General features: G+C 44.9%; 21 protein-coding genes. 11 read left to right on the top strand and 10 right to left on the bottom strand.

Annotated features, from left to right (window positions below; all coding sequences use genetic code 11):
• The first annotated feature begins 54 nt into the window (after positions 1-54).
• The gene (locus NFI81_RS20820; RefSeq protein ID WP_234615197.1) at positions 55-750 is read left to right on the top strand and encodes a YjjG family noncanonical pyrimidine nucleotidase; all 696 of its coding nucleotides are present in this window, start codon (positions 55-57) and stop codon (positions 748-750) included.
• On the opposite strand, the gene NFI81_RS20815 is transcribed toward NFI81_RS20820, so the two are convergent.
• From NFI81_RS20815 to NFI81_RS20800, 4 genes are read right to left on the bottom strand one after another with little or no spacing between them, the layout of a single operon-like run.
• A complete protein-coding gene (locus NFI81_RS20815; protein WP_234615198.1) occupies positions 747-1,637 on the bottom strand; it encodes a S1 family peptidase in 891 nt (296 codons plus the stop codon). The genes NFI81_RS20820 and NFI81_RS20815 overlap by 4 nt on opposite strands.
• 21 nt (positions 1,638-1,658) lie before the next feature.
• Positions 1,659-2,198 (bottom strand): DUF2911 domain-containing protein, encoded by a 540-nt coding sequence (locus NFI81_RS20810; protein ID WP_234615199.1) that lies wholly within the window; start codon positions 2,196-2,198, stop codon positions 1,659-1,661.
• 4 nt (positions 2,199-2,202) lie between these two features.
• Positions 2,203-2,904 (bottom strand): type IX secretion system protein PorG, encoded by a 702-nt coding sequence (gene porG, locus NFI81_RS20805; protein ID WP_234615200.1) that lies wholly within the window; start codon positions 2,902-2,904, stop codon positions 2,203-2,205.
• A gap of 12 nt (positions 2,905-2,916) precedes the next feature.
• Positions 2,917-3,927, bottom strand: a complete 1,011-nt coding sequence (locus NFI81_RS20800; protein ID WP_234615201.1) for a hypothetical protein — start codon at positions 3,925-3,927, stop codon at positions 2,917-2,919.
• Between the two features lie 163 nt (positions 3,928-4,090).
• On the opposite strand from NFI81_RS20800, the gene NFI81_RS20795 reads away from it, so the two are divergent.
• Genes NFI81_RS20795 through NFI81_RS20785 form a run of 3 tightly spaced genes read left to right on the top strand, consistent with a single transcriptional unit; the run spans position 4,091 to position 6,460 of the window.
• Positions 4,091-4,717 carry an ABC transporter ATP-binding protein gene (locus NFI81_RS20795; protein WP_234615202.1) on the top strand — a complete coding sequence of 209 codons (627 nt, stop codon included), beginning with the start codon at positions 4,091-4,093 and terminating at the stop codon, positions 4,715-4,717.
• Positions 4,718-4,744: 27 nt separating this feature from the next.
• Positions 4,745-5,950: an ABC transporter permease gene (locus NFI81_RS20790; RefSeq protein ID WP_234615203.1), complete on the top strand. Its 1,206-nt coding sequence runs from the start codon at positions 4,745-4,747 to the stop codon at positions 5,948-5,950.
• Between the two features lie 57 nt (positions 5,951-6,007).
• A complete protein-coding gene (locus tag NFI81_RS20785) occupies positions 6,008-6,460 on the top strand; it encodes a YEATS domain-containing protein (RefSeq protein WP_234615204.1) in 453 nt (150 codons plus the stop codon).
• Positions 6,461-6,463: 3 nt separating this feature from the next.
• On the opposite strand, the gene NFI81_RS20780 is transcribed toward NFI81_RS20785, so the two are convergent.
• Positions 6,464-7,549 (bottom strand): complex I subunit 1/NuoH family protein, encoded by a 1,086-nt coding sequence (locus NFI81_RS20780; RefSeq protein ID WP_234615368.1) that lies wholly within the window; start codon positions 7,547-7,549, stop codon positions 6,464-6,466.
• A 49-nt stretch (positions 7,550-7,598) separates the two neighbouring features.
• Positions 7,599-8,609, bottom strand: a complete 1,011-nt coding sequence (locus NFI81_RS20775) for a gliding motility protein GldB-related protein (protein ID WP_234615205.1) — start codon at positions 8,607-8,609, stop codon at positions 7,599-7,601.
• Positions 8,610-8,623: 14 nt separating this feature from the next.
• Between NFI81_RS20775 and NFI81_RS20770 the strand changes: the two genes are divergently transcribed.
• Positions 8,624-9,505, top strand: coding sequence for a Rossmann-fold NAD(P)-binding domain-containing protein (locus tag NFI81_RS20770; RefSeq protein ID WP_234615206.1), 882 nt, complete (start codon positions 8,624-8,626; stop codon positions 9,503-9,505).
• 50 nt (positions 9,506-9,555) lie between these two features.
• Here the strand turns inward: NFI81_RS20770 and NFI81_RS20765 are convergent, their stop codons facing one another.
• The 3 genes from NFI81_RS20765 to NFI81_RS20755 all read right to left on the bottom strand — a co-directional run bounded on the left by NFI81_RS20765 (position 9,556) and on the right by NFI81_RS20755 (position 12,941).
• Positions 9,556-10,710 carry a peroxiredoxin family protein gene (locus NFI81_RS20765; protein WP_234615207.1) on the bottom strand — a complete coding sequence of 385 codons (1,155 nt, stop codon included), beginning with the start codon at positions 10,708-10,710 and terminating at the stop codon, positions 9,556-9,558.
• Between the two features lie 32 nt (positions 10,711-10,742).
• Positions 10,743-12,236, bottom strand: a complete 1,494-nt coding sequence (gene gatB / locus NFI81_RS20760) for an Asp-tRNA(Asn)/Glu-tRNA(Gln) amidotransferase subunit GatB (protein WP_234615208.1) — start codon at positions 12,234-12,236, stop codon at positions 10,743-10,745.
• 87 nt (positions 12,237-12,323) lie between these two features.
• Positions 12,324-12,941, bottom strand: a complete 618-nt coding sequence (locus tag NFI81_RS20755; protein ID WP_234615209.1) for a c-type cytochrome — start codon at positions 12,939-12,941, stop codon at positions 12,324-12,326.
• 273 nt (positions 12,942-13,214) lie between these two features.
• Here NFI81_RS20755 and rpmG point away from each other — a divergent pair, with 273 nt between their 5' ends.
• The 6 genes from rpmG (at position 13,215) to NFI81_RS20725 (ending at position 17,405) form a co-directional block, all read left to right on the top strand.
• Positions 13,215-13,397: a 50S ribosomal protein L33 gene (rpmG, locus tag NFI81_RS20750; RefSeq protein WP_026632037.1), complete on the top strand. Its 183-nt coding sequence runs from the start codon at positions 13,215-13,217 to the stop codon at positions 13,395-13,397.
• Positions 13,398-13,424: 27 nt separating this feature from the next.
• The gene (locus NFI81_RS20745; protein ID WP_015813059.1) at positions 13,425-13,577 is read left to right on the top strand and encodes a DUF4295 domain-containing protein; all 153 of its coding nucleotides are present in this window, start codon (positions 13,425-13,427) and stop codon (positions 13,575-13,577) included.
• A gap of 169 nt (positions 13,578-13,746) precedes the next feature.
• On the top strand, positions 13,747-14,709 hold the full coding sequence (gene ftsY / locus NFI81_RS20740) for a signal recognition particle-docking protein FtsY (protein ID WP_234615210.1): 963 nt from the start codon (positions 13,747-13,749) through the stop codon (positions 14,707-14,709).
• 99 nt (positions 14,710-14,808) lie between these two features.
• Positions 14,809-15,417 (top strand): hypothetical protein, encoded by a 609-nt coding sequence (locus NFI81_RS20735; RefSeq protein WP_234615211.1) that lies wholly within the window; start codon positions 14,809-14,811, stop codon positions 15,415-15,417.
• A 129-nt stretch (positions 15,418-15,546) separates the two neighbouring features.
• Complete coding sequence (gene rimO, locus NFI81_RS20730; protein ID WP_234615212.1) at positions 15,547-16,857, top strand: 30S ribosomal protein S12 methylthiotransferase RimO; 1,311 nt, start codon at positions 15,547-15,549, stop codon at positions 16,855-16,857.
• A 71-nt stretch (positions 16,858-16,928) separates the two neighbouring features.
• Positions 16,929-17,405 carry a DUF4293 domain-containing protein gene (locus tag NFI81_RS20725; RefSeq protein ID WP_234615213.1) on the top strand — a complete coding sequence of 159 codons (477 nt, stop codon included), beginning with the start codon at positions 16,929-16,931 and terminating at the stop codon, positions 17,403-17,405.
• A gap of 115 nt (positions 17,406-17,520) precedes the next feature.
• On the opposite strand, the gene NFI81_RS20720 is transcribed toward NFI81_RS20725, so the two are convergent.
• A complete protein-coding gene (locus NFI81_RS20720) occupies positions 17,521-18,495 on the bottom strand; it encodes a KpsF/GutQ family sugar-phosphate isomerase (RefSeq protein ID WP_234615214.1) in 975 nt (324 codons plus the stop codon).
• Positions 18,496-18,518: the final 23 nt, after the last annotated feature.

The raw sequence follows: 18,518 nt of genomic DNA, 5'->3' as shown, positions 1-18,518 counted from the left end.
ACTGAATAAAAATTAAATTTCACTTTTCTAATAAAATTTGAATTTTTACCAGATATGAAATACAAGCATCTTTTCTTCGATCTGGACCATACACTTTGGGATTTTGAAAGAAATTCTTCGGAATCACTGGAAGAAATTTTTCACACGCTGACCTTAATTCAGTACGGCGTATCGTCTCTGGACTCGTTTATCCAGTCTTTTTTGAAAATCAACACGGCGCTTTGGGATGCATTTGATCGTGGCAAAGTGCACCATACCTATATACGTGAGAACAGGTTTAAGATGGTTTTTGAAGAACTTGGTGCAAACCTGCCTCCCAACCATACTGAAATCGGTGAAGCCTACCTTCGCACACTTCCTGATAAAAAACATTTGTTGGAGGGCGCGCTTGATTTGCTGAACTACGCTAACTCCGCGGGTTACTCGATGCATATTATCACGAACGGTTTCAATGAAATCCAGGCCCGAAAAATCGCAAGCTCGGAAATCGGTCATTTTTTTGAAAATATCATTACGTTCGAAACCGCAAATGCAAAAAAGCCGGATCCTAAAATATTCGCTTATGCACTGGAAACGGCGCGGGCTGTGCCGTCAGAAAGCATTATGATCGGGGATAACTGGGTTGCTGACATCATGGGCGCCAAGCAATTTGGAATAGACACAGTTTATTACAACCCGGCCGGACTGCAGTTTGATGAAAGCCCTACCTACGATATCAGGCGGCTGGAAGAGTTAATGCTGATCCTCTAAACTTCCTCTTCATAAAAAGTGACGTTCTTCTCGCGCAAAAATTGCTTAATCACGTCCACGTGAACGCATTGGCCTACATTCAGAAAAGGATAATTGGAAACGCGCTTCCGATGGCCTTCGGTGATCACTTCCCTGTTCACCTGGTCAAAGCCCAAATGTAAATGCCGCGTCGAGCTTTGCATGCCGTAGATAACGCCGTTTTTATCAAAAAGTGGCCCGCCGCTTTGCCCTCTTAAACCCGGTGTGCTCATTTCAATGCCCACGACGCCGTTGCTTTCGCCAATGTGACGCGTGACGATCCCGTCAATGGGGAAACTGGGCGTGTTAATGCGGCCTGTATTAAGCCATTCAATGTCGCCTGTATTTTTGTTGTATTGGTAATTGGTAAATTCCGGAAACGGATATCCCAAGCGGCAAAGATATCTTCCCTGCTTGACAAGCCTGGAATCTTTTAGAAAACGTGCGAAGCCCTGATATTGCTTACTATCAAAATCCCTGAACTGAATGATAGCGAGATCCTGGGTCGGATGCAAGTGAATGGCCAGGCCTTTGTAAGCTGTTACACAATTGATAAAATTGAAAAGTATCCTGATCGGATTGTCACCGTTGATCCTGTATTTGTTTTCCAGAAAACCGCGTTGCGTTTCAAAACTAGGGTCTTTTTCAAATTTCCTAAGCTCACTCTTGAATTTCAAATAGTTCTCGTAAATGGAGCTGGCATACAAAATTTGCTGCGCAACGTGCCGGCAGGTGATCGCAAAGCCATTTTCATTAACAAAAAACAATGTAGCAGTGCCCGGCACAATGTCGCTGCCAGTGTAATAACGCAGTATAAAGTGAATGGGACGGGTATACTGATCTACTTTCTCAATAGCTTCAACAAACATAGGGGCGCGCAGGCGAGCGGTTTATTTGGTAATGGGGACTAATGCTTCTGTCTGGTCCCAGCTCAAAATCATGTTTACACCGCCCGGTATATCTTCAAAGTAGATGTTAAATAATTCCTGCACCGTAGGCCGGATGCGAATGGGCACTTCTACACGCAACACATCTTTACCATCATTATATTCCGTGCCCCATTGGCCCACTTCCGAATTCAGGATGATTTTCCACGTGCTTTGCCCGGGAACGGAATAAAGTGAGTAAGTGCCTGCCTTAACCGGCTTGCCGCCAATCGATAACCCTTCCCCCAACTCAATTAATGTTGCTTCGTTAGCGCCTGTGCGCCAAACTTTACCATACGGCGATAGCGCCTTATCCTGTTCTCTGCCAAAAAGCAACCGACCTTTTTTACCGGGCCTGCTGTATGTGACTTTCACATTCACACCATTATTCGTTGTTTCGGCGACCGCCTCAGGACTGAAAGATTTGGTATACATTCTCATACCCAAAAAACCAGCAACACCAACAACAAGCAAGACAGCAACAATGAGGAGAATTCTTTTCATAGGATCAGGGGCAAACGATTTTATAAAATGTGTATGTAACAGAAAGTCTTAAATAATAATAATTGTCCTTCAATGACGGATCACCTTGCTGGAATTTGTCTGTTGTGACCGGATCGCCGCCCAAATTATCGAGATAATCGGTAAATGTTTTTCTGGCCCCGAATTCGACGCCAACATTCCAGGGACGACGCACCTGATATTTGATCCCTACTCCATAAGGAAGCACAAATGTGCTGGTTTTGTACGCACCAACCTGAGGGCTCGGATTGAACGTAGCGTAACCAATCCCTCCAAAAAGATAAGGACTCCAGTTAACGGCAAAGCGGCGTTCCTGAAAATTGAGGAAATTATACTCGGCCACTGCACTTCCTTCAAAAATGCGGGAAGTGAATGACATATTTCTCGCCTGTTGAAATGGATCTTTACTATGCTTATCTTCGGCACCAACAATGCCTCCCATCAATTCCGCCCGTAGCGACACTGCCTGATTTGGGTTATAGCGAAAAAACACACTTCCGGCGGGTTTGAAAAACCGGAGTCTCAGCGAGGGTGAAATGTCGCCTTTGTAATTTAAACCCCCTAACCCTGCTCCGATTTCAATTTTCTGGGCCCTGACCTCATTCCCGGTTGCCACAAAAAAATAAATACCTGCCGCCAGATTTAGCAGCAAGTATTTAGCATTTATAAATTTCAAAGAAGACTTCAATGGATGCCTTATTTATTTTAATGGAGGACATTTGATCTGAGATGGCAGCATATAGTTGATATGGATCATACCAAATAAATAGTTGTCCGTATAACTCGGGCTGTTTCCGCGGTCAGATCCCGGAGCTCCGAAGCCTGTGGTTGGTAATGCTGCCAAAGGATCGTTGGTGTCCAGACTATAATTAACAACGAGGAATTTTTTCAAAGCCTCTGTTCTGTCAGCGCCTTTTCTTGCTGCGAAACGTTCGGTCGTTCTATTACTTAGGGCAAGTGCGGTTGGGTTATCAGCAAACAAGGCAGGGTCAGCATAGCTTCCGTGTGCATCGTCCAGGTAATCCGTAAATGTCTTGCGGAAACCCAGTTCAGCCGAAATATCCAGCTTAGAATTGATCTTATATCGAACGCCAATTCCAATCGGGATAGCAAATTGTACCAGTGAATACGGTTTGGCATAACCTTCATTTCCCTGACCCTCAGTCCCCAGCGGCTGTAATTTAATCCAATCACCGTTCAATGAATCAAGCGCTTTCGGGTTGTGTGCAGTGAGCGCTATACCAGCAAACAAATAGGCTCCGAATTGCGGCCTTCTGTCATAGCTCCTGTTATCAGGAGTCAATTTGTAAATCCCTTGCACAGAAAACTCTTTCAGATCGTTTCGGAAATGTAAGTTTCTTGCGTAAAAAATGTTTGATTCGTGCTTCGAGCTGCGGTTCATAATGTAGTCATCACCCGCGATCCGTGCATAAATAAAGCTTGCTCTGGCAGCCAGACGTGGCGTGAAGTGGCGTGTATAATTCCCTCCTATGCTCCACCGCATCATCTTGAAAGTAGAAGCGAGTGGCCTTCTGTAAGGTGCGAAATCTCCAAAATAGCTAGAAGTTCCGAGCCCAAATCCCGCTGTCGAATATGGAACAAAAATGCCCCTGCTTTGCGCCTGGACGTCCTGATTCATAAACAAAAGCCCAAAAGTCAAGATGAATACCAACGCTCCGGATACTTTTTTTAATTCAGATTTTCTTCGCATTTGTGAGATCAATTTTTTGCAAAAATAGAACAGTTGTTGGTTTTATTCAGGGTATATCACCATTTCAACGTATTTCCCAATGATTTATTTGTAGGACCAATTTTTTTTAATGCGGTCGAAAACAAAACTTCATTATCATTGTAAATGAAAAACAGCCTTTGCAATGATTTCAAGCACTAATCTTCACTTTTCCTATTCCCCGCAAAAGAAATTCAGCTTTCCTGACATTCACTGCGAGGACAAGGAAACACTGCTTATTTTGGGGCAGTCGGGAAAGGGAAAAACTACATTGCTTCATCTGCTGGCACTTCTGCTGACTCCCGGATCAGGGGAAATTTTAATTGCAGGAAAACCCGCAACACGCCTTTTGCCCGAAGAAGTTACCAAGGTGAGAGCTAAAAACATCGGCATCATTTATCAAAAACCGCATTTTGTAAGCTCGCTTTCTGTGCTGGATAATATCCTGTTGTCCAATTATCTGGCAGACCGAAAGGAAAATGTTCAAAAAGCACGGTTACTCGCGGAAAAGCTGGGATTTGCAGAACATTTATCAAAGAAAACATCCCAACTAAGTCAGGGCGAGCAGCAGCGTGTAAGCATTGCACGCTCCTTAATGAATGAGCCAAATGTAATTCTCGCTGACGAACCAACATCCAGCCTGGACGATAACAATACGCAAAAAGTAATCACACTATTAAAGGAACAATCGGCTTCCATTGGCGCAAGTCTGATCGTGGTTACGCACGACCAGCGTTTGAAGGATGAATTTTCAAATCAGGTTCACCTTTAAAATGCCATTATCCTAATCCTGAACGGAATGAATGTTGTTAAAATAAGTCTGGCCAATCTGAAAGAGAAAAAACTCAACAGCTTTTTGAGCGCGCTGCTCCTGACGTTGGGAATTGGCATGATCTCGTTGCTTTTGCTGCTTAACAAACAACTTGACGAACAATTTCGCAGAAATATCCGCGGTATTGATATGGTTGTGGGCGCCAAAGGAAGCCCGCTGCAACTGATCCTGTCCAGCATTTACCAGATTGACGCACCTACCGGCAATGTTCCGCTGGCAGAAGTGGATGCATTGCGTAAAAATCCTTTTGTTAAAACCGTGATCCCGCTGTCCATGGGTGATAGTTACCAGGGATTCCGCATTGTGGGTACGACGCCAAAATATATCGAGCATTTTCAGGCCAGGCTCTCGCAGGGACAGCTTTACAATGCGTCCATGGAAGTGGCTATCGGCAGTAAAGTGGCGGCCGCTTCCCAACTTAAAATTGGCGACACATTTGCCAGCTCCCATGGTTTGGATGCGGAGGGAGAGGCGCATAAGGAGAAAAAATATAAGGTTACCGGCATATTTGAAACCAGTGGCTCCGTTGTTGACCAGCTTATACTAACCAGACTGTCCAGCGTATGGGACGTTCACGCGCATGAGGAAGAGCACGCGAAGCATGAGGAGCACGAAGAGTCGGAGCAGGGAAAGCAGGTTACCAGCGCACTGGTGCAATTCAGAAATCCAATGGGCCTGATGACGATCCCACGCCAGATCAACGACAACACGACTATGCAAGCCGCGCTGCCTAGCATTGAAATAAACCGCCTCTTTTCCTTATTGGGCGTGGGCATTGAAACGCTTCGCGCATTGGCATTTATCATTATTGGCATTGCCGGGATCAGCGTTTTTATCTCACTTTATAATTCTTTAAAAGAGCGAAAATATGAAATGGCGCTCATGCTTTCCATGGGTGCAACGCGTACGAGGCTATTTCTGATGCTTTTGCTGGAAGGCTTAATGCTGGCCGTCATCGGCTATTTCGCAGGGATCATTTTGAGCCGCGTGGGCTTATGGTTATTTTCAAGAGCCGCTGAGGAGGATTTCCATTACTCGTTAAGGAACTTTACTATCCTGCCGGAAGAAATTTATCTGTTTTTTGCCGCCATCTTCATCGGGTTTTTAGCCTCGGCACTTCCTTCATTAGGCATTTACAAGCTGAATATCTCGCGGACGCTGGCAGAGGAATGATATTCTGCGTAAATTTGTTAACTTAGTTAAATCCTAACCAAGACAAAATCAGGCCCGATGAAATCTTTAAGAATCATACTATTGCTTTTTTGTTTCACCTCTTTATTGGCATTTACACCGGCTTCCAATCCGGTAAAAGTGACGTGGGAAACATTGCGGGATGTGACTTTCAAGAAGAAATGGTACGCCGAAGAATCCATTTATATGCTCCATCCGACTTTCGGGCCAAGCGTTCAAAAGTTGAAAAATCAGCAGGTTACCATCACCGGATACATCCTTCCTGTGGATCTGGATGCTAATTTATATGTGTTATCAGCATTTCCTTTCAGCGCGTGTTTCTTTTGCGGAGGCGCTGGCCCTGAAACGGTTATGACATTAAATTTTAAGAAAAAGGACGGGCGGAAGTTCAAAACCGATGAGCGCCTGACTTTTGTAGGAACATTGAAATTGAATGCGGATGATATTTACCAGATGAATTACATTCTGGACGGCGCAGAAATTACTGAGTAAGAGTCAGATCCCAATCAATCGCCAAACGCCGGAGATAAAGAAAAGCACAAGTCCAACCGGCGTCAAAACTTTCCATCCCAAGTACATTAGCTGGTCCACGCGCAAGCGTGGAAGTGTCCAGCGTGCCCACATTTGGATTAATATGCCAAATATTGCCTTACCAAGCAGCCAGAAGATTCCTGTCAGATAACCAAACCACGTTCCGGGTTCTCCACTCGTCCAATCTGCCAGTCTCAATGGCCCCAGGTTAGGAAAGGGCGTGTTCCAGCTTCCCAGGAACAAAATGGCCCCTAACAGGCAAACCAGCAGCATCATTCCGTATTCTGAGAGCATAAAGAGCGCCCAGCGCATGCCTGAATATTCAGTATGAAATCCGGCAACCAGTTCAGATTCGCCTTCTGGCAAGTCAAATGGTGCCCGGTTACATTCTGCGAGTGAGGCGATGAAGAAAACGATGTATGCCAACAACAAAAAGGGATTTCGGACAATGTTCCAGGACAAAAATCCGCCTACATTCGTCACATTAATGCCCAGGTCTTTGATGCCAAAAAGATAGACGGGCTCATTGGCATAAATGCCTTGCTGAAAGCTGATGATTTGAAGATCAAGCGTTTGTGTAAGCATTACTACGCATAGAATGGACAATCCCAGCGGAATTTCATAGGAAATAATTTGCGCTACAGCACGCATCGCGCCGAATAACGCAAACTTGTTGTTGGAACCCCATCCAGCCATTAAAAGCCCGATAACGTCCACAGAAACTATGGTTAGCAAGAAAAACACGCCCACGGATGCGCCTGAACCGGCCAAGTCAGGAGCTAAGGGAACAACGGCGAATCCAGCGAAAACGGATACGAAAATGACGAATGGTGCAATCAGAAAAAGGCGCCGGTCAGCGGCTTTTGGAACAATATCTTCCTTTTGAAGCAACTTAAGTAAGTCCGCAAAGAGTTGTAAAAGCCCCCACTTACCCACTTCCATAGGCCCCATCCGATCCTGGATAAATGCAGAAACCTTGCGTTCCAGATAAACGCCGATTACCACAAAACCCGGCACAAGAAGTAGGAAAATGATGAGTGTAAACGGTATCAACGGCTTTCAGGAATCTTGGTGACAGCCGCAAAAGTAAACAAAAAACTTACTCCTCTTCGTCCGGGTCGCCGTTATATCCCGAATCCTGCAAAATCTGTGCTGCGTTGCCCATTTCCATTAATTCAGGCAACGTAACTTGCGGATTTTCGGCGCGAAAGCGGTTGACGATCCGCCAGCCAACCCAACGCGCGATGGCGCCAGGCACTTTTTGGCCGATCTCTGTTGTGAATGGTCTTTCTTCAATGAATTTTTTCTTTTTCAGATCAACCGATTCATAAAGCAGCTTTCCTGCAATGAAATATGCCCATATGTCGTGCTGACTGGCATAAGTCCTGCGCAGATTTTCGGCTGAATAGCCGGTAATAAGGCTGTCCGGTGTGGTTGGCATCACCTGTTTTACAAATGCGAAACCTTTCCCATAACCCACCATATCCGCCAAAAGCGTCTTGTCAGTTGGGTCCATTTTGTTGAAACGGTTGGACTCAAAAAAGACGATGGAAGGAACAATGTATTCCTTTCGAAAACGACGCAGCTGATAATCAAACACATCCGGCCGATACATGGCCTCAGGCCCGCCGAAATAATCCAGTCCGATAATGATCAGCGAATCGGAAATGTATAAATCAGTTCCAGTAAAACCTGTGATCATAAACTGAACTTTGGGCGCATTGAATGCAGGATAATGATATTTTATTTGTTTGAATGCCTCTGCGAGTGGATCCAGAATGTTCGTTTTCCGGTCGCCAATGAGGCGATTGAGCTGATCGCGAAAGGCCAGGAAATCAGGATTTTGTAAAATGTTGAATAAATGTGCTGCAAGCTGAGCGGGGTCCAGTTGCGAGCCGGCAAAATATTCCTTGGCTAAGTAAGGATGCTTGTCGAGGAAATTTTGCACATCTTTAACTGTTTTGCACGCGAATAGCGCCTGGTCCAGATTTTCCGATTCCAGATTAACCACAGCATTGCTCGTATCCGATTCTTGCCGGTTGTCTTTTGTACAGGAAACAAAGAAAATAGGAATCAGAAAACAGAAGAGAGCGATTCTCGAAAAGAACATAGCCTTAAATTCAGATGTCGGATAAAGATTCAAAAGTAGAAAAAAAACAAATAAGCATTCTGGGATGCGGTTGGTTAGGATTTCCATTAGCTCAACGCATACAAAGCCTGCATAGTACATGGCAAATCAAGGGCAGCACAACATCTGTGGCCAAAATCAACACATTTGTCGAAAACCGCATTGAAGGTTATTTGCTTCCGCTGAACCCAACATTTGATGTCGAATCTGCCAAGCTGCACTCATTTTTTAATGTGGATACTCTGATCATTTCCCTGCCTCCGCGTTTGCACAAGCATGAACCCAGATTTTATGTAAAACAAATAGATGCTGTAATCTCGGAAATAAGGAATTCGAGAATCCGTGACATTATTTTCATCAGTTCAACAGGCATTTACCCGGAACTGAACAGAATTGTGATGGAACAAGATGTAAAAACACCCGAAGAATCGGCCTCGCCGGATATGGTTACAGCAGAAAATCTCCTTACAGCTTTACGTCCCGACCGTAATGTTACCATCCTCAGATTAGGCGGCTTACTGGGTTATAACCGCATTCCGGGAAAATATGTGCAAGGCCAAAAAGACATGGCAACTGGCTCGATTCCTGTCAATTACATTCACCGTGATGATGCGGCAGGAATGATCATTACCATTCTTGAAACCGGCATTGTGAATGAGACTTTCAACATTGTAGCGCCCATTCACACAACGCGCCGCGAGGTTTACGAAACCTCATGCGCCCAATTCGGCTGGGAAACGCCCACTTTCGCAGATTCAAATATAAAACCAGATTTTAAGGTCATTTCGGGTGCAAAATTTGACCATCATTACAAATATGATTTCAAATTCCCTGACCCATTGAAATTTTATTACAGTCTGGAAGATCATAGCGCATAAAAAATCCGCAAGACAGATCCTGCGGATTTTCGACTACATCTAATCTATTATTATTGAGCACCCAGCAATTCGGTAAGTTTACTTTCCAAAGCTGGTCCGCGTAAGTTCTTGGCAATGATCTTTCCCTCTTTATCGATCAGAAATGTGGCTGGAATTGCGTTCACGCCATAAGTCTGCGCGACGCCGGAATTCCATTTTTTCAGTTCAGATCCGTGCAGCCATTTCAGTTTATCGCGTTCAATGGCCGTTTTCCAGGCTTTTTCGTTGTCATCCAATGATACGCCGTAAATGTCGAATCCTTTCTCCTTGAACTTGTCATACATGCGCACGACATTTGGATTTTCCATTCGGCAAGGACCGCACCAGGAAGCCCAGAAATCGATCAAAACAAATTTTCCGCGCAATGATGACAATGCAACCGGCTTACCGTCAGGACTATTCAATGTAAAATCAGGCGCTTGCTGCCCAACCGAAACGCCCGCGATCCTTTTGATCTGACCAATAAATCCTTTTGCTAATGTCGGTGTCGGCGTTACTTTCTCGTAATCGTCAGCCAGTTTTTTCAGTATTTCAATGTCTGTATCGGGATTCAAAAAATTATTGGCTGTGAAAAGCGCAACCAATGTTGTCCCCATTTCAGGTAGAAGCTTTTTAATCACATCCAGGCGCTCTTTATCAGCTTTGGCAAAATTTTGCTGCACTTCCTGGATTTTCTTGGCGTCTTTCTTTTCCTCGGCTTTGGCATATTCTTCATTCCAAACAGTCACCTTACCAGCAAAAGACCTCATTAGCTGATCTATCTGCGCATAGTATTCCATATTTTTGGAACCTGTAATCGCTGCATTGCCACCGTTCCCTTTTTCATCCCTCGTGGTTCCGTCCGCCAAGACATTTAAATTCTCTCCTCCTTCTACAAGCAGGATCACTTTCTGACGGTCCGCAATGTTCAGTGAAAAGAAGCTTCCGCGATCGTTTTCAGTGCCTTTTAAAGCAAAAGAGCCGTCCGCCGAAAGCTGCGTTGAATCCAGCTTAATGGACGATCCACCCGCAGTTGAACGCAGCAATGTTACTTTTTCTCCCTTTGCACCATTTTTTACCTTACCGTTAACGGAAAACTCTTTCGGCGCAAGTTGCTGTGCCTGAGATTGGAGGCTCAAAAAAGCAATGCTAAATATGAAAATGCTTTGTCTTAATATTCCTTTCATGACCTTCTTTATGGTTTTGTTAGGCGTAATGATCAGAGTTTCGCGTTCAGCAGTTGGCTTACCAGCTTAGGATCAGCGGTGTTATTTGATTTTTTCATGACTTCTCCCACAAAAAGACCAAGTAACCCCTTTTTTCCTTTTCTATAAGCTGCAACCTTGTCAGGCATTGCGCTAATAACCTCATCTACCAACGTTTCAAGCTCATTTGTATTGCTATTTTGAATCCAGTTATTTGAAGACGCAATCTCTTTCGGATCGCGCTGCGGCTCAGCCAAAAGCACCGGAAATATCTTTTGCGTAGCCACAGAATTGCTCACGATATCCGACTCGCTCAGATCAATTAACGCAGCCAGATTCTCCGGGCTGATCGGGAAACGATCGATGTTGCCTTCGTGATCATTCAGATAGGATTTCACCGGGCCCATCAGCCAGTTTGATGCGGCTTTGAAAGCATTTGTTTTGGCACACACTGCTTCGAAATATGCCGCGATTTCTCGCGTATCCGTAAGCACAGCCGCGTCGTAAGCCGGAATTCCATATTGATGTGTGAATTTCTCGCGCAGCTCGTGCGGCAATGCGGGCATATCTGCTTTAATACTCGCAAGCCATTCGTCTGACACAACCACCGGGCTCAAATCCGGATCCGGGAAATAGCGATAATCATTCATCGTTTCCTTCACCCGCATTCCGTAAGTCTGCCCGCTTTCAACGTCAAACATTCGTGTTTCCTGCTGGATCTGTTGCTCGTTTTCCAACATGGCAATCTGCCGCTTCTCTTCGAATGCGATAGCACGCATCATGTTACGGATCGAGTTCATGTTCTTGATCTCTACTTTGGTGCCCAGCTTTTCGGCTCCTTTTCTTCTGAGAGAAACGTTCACGTCGCAGCGCAGCGAGCCCTCTTCCATATTGCCATCGCTAATGTGCAGATAGCGCACCAGGCGGCGGATCTCAGTAACAAATGCCCCCGTTTCCTCCGCAGACCGCAAATCGGGTTCCGAAACCATTTCAACCAACGGCGTTCCGGCACGGTTATAATCCAGCAATGTTTCGGTAACACTGCCGTCGTGCACAGATTTTCCGGCGTCCTCTTCCAAATGTATGTGATGGAAGCGGATCATTTTTTCAGTCATTTTCCCCTCTTCATTCTTTGTGGAAATCGTTACGCCGCCATTTTCGCAGATCGGCTTTTTGTCCTGGGAAATCTGGTAACCTTTCGGCAGATCGGGATAAAAGTAATTTTTACGGTCAAAAATAGTCCTCCTGCTTATCGAGCAGCCGCAAGCCAGTCCTAACCGGACTGCATATTCAACCGCTTTTTTATTGATTTTGGGCAATGTTCCTGGTAATGCAAGCGTAAGCGGGCCAATGTTGGTATTAGGCTCAGCCCCGAAAAGGTTTCGGTCCTGGGCAAAAAGTTTGGATTCCGTCAAGAGCTGACAATGCACTTCGAGCCCGATTACAGTTTCATATTGGGCCAGAAGTTCATTCGTGATGTCAGAAGGTTGCAGTGCGTTTTGGGTCATATTAAATAAAAATGCTTTCGCAAAGATACGAATACGGGCCGTCCATGGAATGAACGGCCCGTATTTTCTAAAATTGACAACCTTATATTACAATGAATTGATCCAGTTTGCGATCACAACAATGTCACCTTTTGGAACGTGAGCCATAGGAGCCATCGGAGGATAACCGGGCCAATGTTCCGGTTTTGGGGCGTGAACCAATTCTACAATTTGCTCAGGCGTATATTTTTTCTTGGCAACTTCCGCATATGCAGGCCCAATTACCTTATCATACGGCTGGTGGCAAGCGAGACATGCATGTTTGTTAAGCAATGCAGAAACTTCCGCAGGAACCGGCTTGCGTTTAGCCGGAGCCGCAGCCGCAGTGGATGCTGCCGCAGTGGGAGCTGCTTCTGCATTTGGGTTAGTCGCCGCCGCAGCCGCTCCACCCTGACCAATTGCTGATGCAGAGTCGCCAGAACCAGCCTTTGCCGTATCGCCCGATGCTGCCGGAGCTGCTGCTGCGCCCGGAGCTGCCGCCTGCGCAGGTGCAGGCTGATTTTCTCTTTCCTTTTGAAGATTTACAAGCGCCGTTTCTTCTCTCGATTTGCTTCCAGATCCATAGTAATGATCATATTTATCTTTGTCTTCCTGAGAGGAACAGCCGATGAGTAGAGAAACCGCCAGCGCGACAAGCGCCAATGGGGTACTTTTTGTAAGAGTCATTGTTTTTAAATTAAGAATTTCCGCCAGATTAAGGATTGCAAATAAAATGCACACGAAGAAAGTAAGTTTGTGCTACATTTCCTTCAAATTTAAGACAGAAATTGGTAGCGTGTAGTTTATAACCTCAACTTATTTATTTGTCCGCCAAGATTTTAATGTGAAAGGACTGAAATAAATTTTTTCAAAAAATATACTAAATTTAATACGCAGCATTGTGTATAAAACTAAATGTTATTACTTTTGCAGTCCTATTTGTAAAAACGATGTAAAGCAATGGCTAAGAAAGGTAATAGAGTACAGGTTATATTGGAATGCACAGAACAAAAAGATAGTGGTGTTCCTGGAATGTCACGTTATGTGACTACAAAAAATCGGAAAAATACGCCTGGCCGTATGGAATTGAAAAAATTCAATTCATTCCTGAGACGCTATACAGTCCACAAAGAAATTAAATAAGGTTTTACACTTTAAAAATATACAGACATGGCAAAGAAAGTAGTTGCTACCCTGAAAAAAGAAGGCGGAAAAGCATTCGCTAAGGTTATTAAGGCTGTAAAATCTCCAAAAACAGGAGCTTACACCTTCAAAGAAGAAATCGTTCCTTTGGACGGTGTTCAAGGCGCCCTGAAGAACTAGTCTTCGACCGCCCGGCGGCCCGGTCCGCTCAGACTGACATTATTGATGCTTGTCTCATAAATAAGGTCAAAGGATTATTGAGTTTTCTAAAAAGTCCCTTTTGGGACTTTTTTTGTTTTATTTTTGAGCGCACTTATGCGATTTCAAATCTTATTACATCCACACCGATATGAGCTTATTTGGGTTTTTTTCAAAAGAGAAAAAAGAAACATTGGATAAAGGCCTGGAAAAAACCAAAGACAGTTTCTTTGGCAAACTTTCCCGCGCCATCGTTGGCAAAACCACAATCGACGAAGATGTTCTGGATGAACTGGAAGACATTCTTGTAAGCTCAGACGTCGGCGTTGAAACCACTGTAAAAGTCATTAAGCGCATTGAAGAGCGTGTAGCGAGAGATAAATATGCCACTACGGCCGAGCTGGACAGCATACTGCGGGAGGAAATCGCTGCATTGCTGACGGAAAACAAATCCGTTGATGTCAAAGACAGTTACGAAACCGAGCACCTTCCAAAGCCATTTGTAATTATGGTTGTAGGCGTGAATGGTGTTGGGAAAACAACCACGATCGGAAAGCTGGCACATCAGTTTCACCAGCGGGGCCATAAAGTCGTATTAGGCGCCGCCGATACATTCCGCGCAGCAGCCGTAGACCAGCTCAAACTCTGGGGAAAACGCGTTGACGTGCCGGTTATCGACCACGGAATGAACACAGACCCTTCGGCAGTTGCTTACGATGCATTGAAAAAAGGAATGGAAACAGGTGCCGATGTGATCATTATCGACACCGCGGGACGTTTACATACGAAAGTGAACCTCATGAATGAACTTTCCAAGATCAAGCGCGTCATGCAAAAGATCATTCCCGATTCCCCGCATGAAGTATTACTCGTTCTCGATGGCAGCACAGGCCAAAATGCTGTTATTCAAGCCCGAGAGTTTACGAAAGTCACAGAAATAACAGCATTAGCCATTACAAAACTGGATGGAACAGCCAAAGGAGGCGTAGTAATCGGCATTTCCGATGAATTCAAAATTCCTGTAAAGTACATAGGCGTCGGGGAAAAAATGGACGACCTCCAGGTTTTTGACCGAGATGAATTTGTTGATTCTCTCTTTAAAAAAATCGGCTGATTTCTTAGCATTCATCCCATTACGTCACCGCTTGTCACTTAATCCCTGATCAGGACAATTTTGTGATAATTTTGGAACTGTGTCAAACAGTGTCCGGATATGAATACATTCTTGATCTTCTTTTTTGTCTTCGGGATTTTCGCTTGGTGCATTTGGAAGCTGTTGAATTACACCAGAAACACCATTGGTGAAAACTCACCGTTAAAAGTGGTAAGGGTTTACCAGATAGGAGAATGGCAGTATTTTCTTAAATTTGAGAACCTGGTCTTCTATTACATGTTGGTTATTGGATTTCTTACGGCAAAAGCGGCATTTTCTATCTTGACGTCAGACATTAACCTGGCCCTCACCCGCATCCTGATTTTTATATTTGGCTTGATTCCAATGGCTGGCTCCGTTTTTTATTTTGTGCTGGATTTCAATCACTGGGAAAATATTCGTAATGTGATATTGACCACAAATCCTGTTGCACATGAGCTGGAATTGACCTTTCCGCATGGCACATTGCTGCTTCGCGACGGCGATCTTGAGAAAGTTGTCATAACCTACAACGAAGCTAAATTGAGATTCAGTTACATAACTTATTATCTGAAGGACGGCCGCCAATTTACGCTATCTGACAGAATGCCGGGGATGGAAGTTATTCAGGAGTATTTCAGGAAGATTCCAACCGAATACTGCAAGAAGGGATTTCCATACATAAAGTAGGCATTCCTGACAATTTTTCCGAACTTTGCACCCCATTTCGCCGTTCATTATCAGTCACTTTCATATGGACAGGAACAGCATTTCAAAATTCACTTAAAGCTGGAAGTTTCGCGCTGATAGCTAAAACCAATGAAAACCAAAGGAATAGTTAAGAATAAAGTCAATATTGTTACGCTGGGATGTTCCAAAAACCTGGTAGATTCAGAAGTGCTTTATACACAACTCAAAGGAAACGGATTCACCGTTGACCATGAGTCAAAAAAGGACGATTCACAAATTGTTGTCATCAATACATGCGGATTTATTGATAATGCAAAGGAGGAATCCATCAACACAATCCTGCGCTATGCGGATGCAAAAGCGGCGGGAATGGTTGACAAAGTTTACGTTACGGGCTGTTTATCACACAGATACAAAGACGAACTCTCCATTGAAATCCCGACTGTAGACGCATGGTTTGGAACTAATGAGCTGCCACGCCTACTCAAAACATTAAAAGCAGACTACAAGCACGAACTCGTTGGCGAACGCCTGCTAACGACACCAACACATTACGCGTATCTGAAAATCGCAGAAGGTTGTGATCGTCCCTGCAGCTTTTGCGCAATCCCCATTATGCGCGGCGGCCACGTTTCCCGTTCCATTGAGGAATTGGTGAAAGAAGCCAGATCTTTGGCTAAACGCGGCACAAAAGAACTGATCTTGATTGCACAGGACCTGACTTACTATGGTCTTGATATTTATAAAAAAAGGAATTTATCTGACCTGCTGGCGCAACTTTCCGATGTGGAAGGCATTGAGTGGATCAGGCTGCAATACGCTTATCCGGCCGGATTTCCGATGGACATTCTGGATATCATGAATGAGCGCAGCAATATTTGCAAATATCTGGACATGCCATTGCAAACCGGCTCGACCGAGATTTTGAAATCCATGCGCCGCGGGATCACCCGTGAGAAAACAGAAGCATTGATCGAAACGATCCGCGCAAAAGTGCCTGATATTACATTAAGGACAACATTGATCGTCGGTCACCCGGGAGAAACCGAAGCGTTGTTTGACGAGACTTACGATTTTGTAGAAAAAATGCGTTTCGACCGTTTGGGGGCATTTCAATATTCTCACGAAGATAACACGCATTCCTACACAATGCCGGACGACATTCCTGCGGAGGTCAAACAGGAGCGTGCAGATGCCATTATGGAATTGCAACAGGGCATTTCATACGAATTGAATCAGCAAAAAATCGGCAATACATATAAAGTTCTTTTCGACAGGAAAGAAGGCGGGCATTTCATCGGACGGACTGAATTCGACTCGCCAGAGGTTGATAATGAAGTGCTTGTGCCTGCCAGTCAATATGTTCGCTTAGGTGATTTTGCCATGGTCAACATTACATCTGCTGAGGAATTCGACCTTTTCGGTTCGGTAATTTCCTGATAATGCTTTCGGGCTGACTTAGTGTTTATTAAATTCGCGGCTTTAACAGCCTATTCACAATATTTAGAAATATGTTACAAAGGATACAAACCGTTTTTCTTGCCCTGACAGTCATTGGAATGGGTATTTTTCTTGCCTTCCCATTATGGACAAAAGTGGCCCTTGCAGATGAGCAGCGTGCGGATCTAACAGCCATTAAACTAACACATCAGGTGAATGCTGTGCAGTCCAATGTTCAGCCGGTTTACTACCTCATTATTTTGGCAATTCTGGTTGCGGCAATCGCTGCTTATGCAATACTTCAATTCAAAAACAGGGTTTTGCAATCAGCCCTCTGCGCAGTTAATTCCATTTTGATGACTATCATCATGGGACTTGTGATCTATTTCACATTCTACAAAACCGCCAAGCTTTTTGATCCTAACCTACCTGGAAGCTACGAAATCGGATTTTATGGTCTTGTAGGCGCCATGTTGGCCAATGTCTTTGCCAATCGTTTTATCAGGAAGGATGAGCGGGAAGTGCAGCAGTCGAAAAGATTCCGGTAATTATCGGCCTGTCAGCCTGAGCGTAGTCGAAGGCGCGTTACCCAGGAGTGGCGCGCCTCCGACTACGCTCAGGCTGACAAAGGCTGGTTAACCTGGCTGACAAGCTAGCAGCTCACTACACCAACCCCTCCCTCAACAAATCGTGCAAATGCACAAACCCTAAAATCGCATCATCTTCCACAACCACGACCTGCGTAATGCTGCGGGTTTGCATGAGTTCGAGCGCCTTGACAGCATACTCGTCAGGGGAGACGGAAATGGGTGATTTGGTCATGATGTCACGCGCTTTTAAATGAAGAATGTTCCCACCGTCGTGCTGCTTTAACATTCTCCGCAAATCTCCGTCCGTGATAATGCCGGCCATTTTACCGGCGGCGCTATTGACAGCGGTTGCGCCAAGCCTTTTGGAAGTCATTTCCAATATAATTTCCTGCAAGCCAGCATCTTCTAAAACAACCGGCAATGCATTATGCGGGAATATGTCGCAGATTTTCAGATAAAGCCTTTTACCCAAAGCGCCTCCCGGATGGAATTTGGCAAAATCATCATGGGTAAACCCTCTTGCTTCCAGCAAACAAATCGCCAATGCGTCGCCCAGCGCCATTGTTACCGATGTGCTGGTCGTGGGCGCAAGATTCAGGGGGTCGGCCTCTTCGGGTGCATATGCGTGCAGAATGTGATCAGCATTTTTGGCAAGGTAAGAGTCTTTGTTGCTCACCATGGCGATCATTGTTACGCCCGTCCGTTTTAGGAGCGGAACAAGCACCTTAATCTCGGCCGTATCGCCACTTCGGGAGATCACGATCACCACATCATTGTCCTGGATCATTCCCAGATCTCCATGGATCGCATCCGCCGCATGCATAAAAAGCGCAGGTGTACCGGTTGAGTTGAGGGTAGCAACTATTTTTTGTCCTACAATCGCACTTTTGCCCACACCGGACACAACAACACGGCCTCCGCAGTTGATAATGGCATATACGCAGTTTTCAAATTCTTCATCAATCAATCCGATCAGATTATGCAATGCTTCTGCCTCTTGCCGCAACACTTCTTTTGCTATTGACTGAATATTTTTTATTAATTTCAAATCTGAAACACAGTTTTATTGGG

Source organism: Dyadobacter fanqingshengii (assembly GCF_023822005.2).
Taxonomy (GTDB): Bacteria; Bacteroidota; Bacteroidia; order Cytophagales; family Spirosomataceae; genus Dyadobacter; species Dyadobacter fanqingshengii.
Note: the sequence above shows the minus strand (reverse complement) of the source record. Positions and strands in the feature narration are given on the sequence as shown.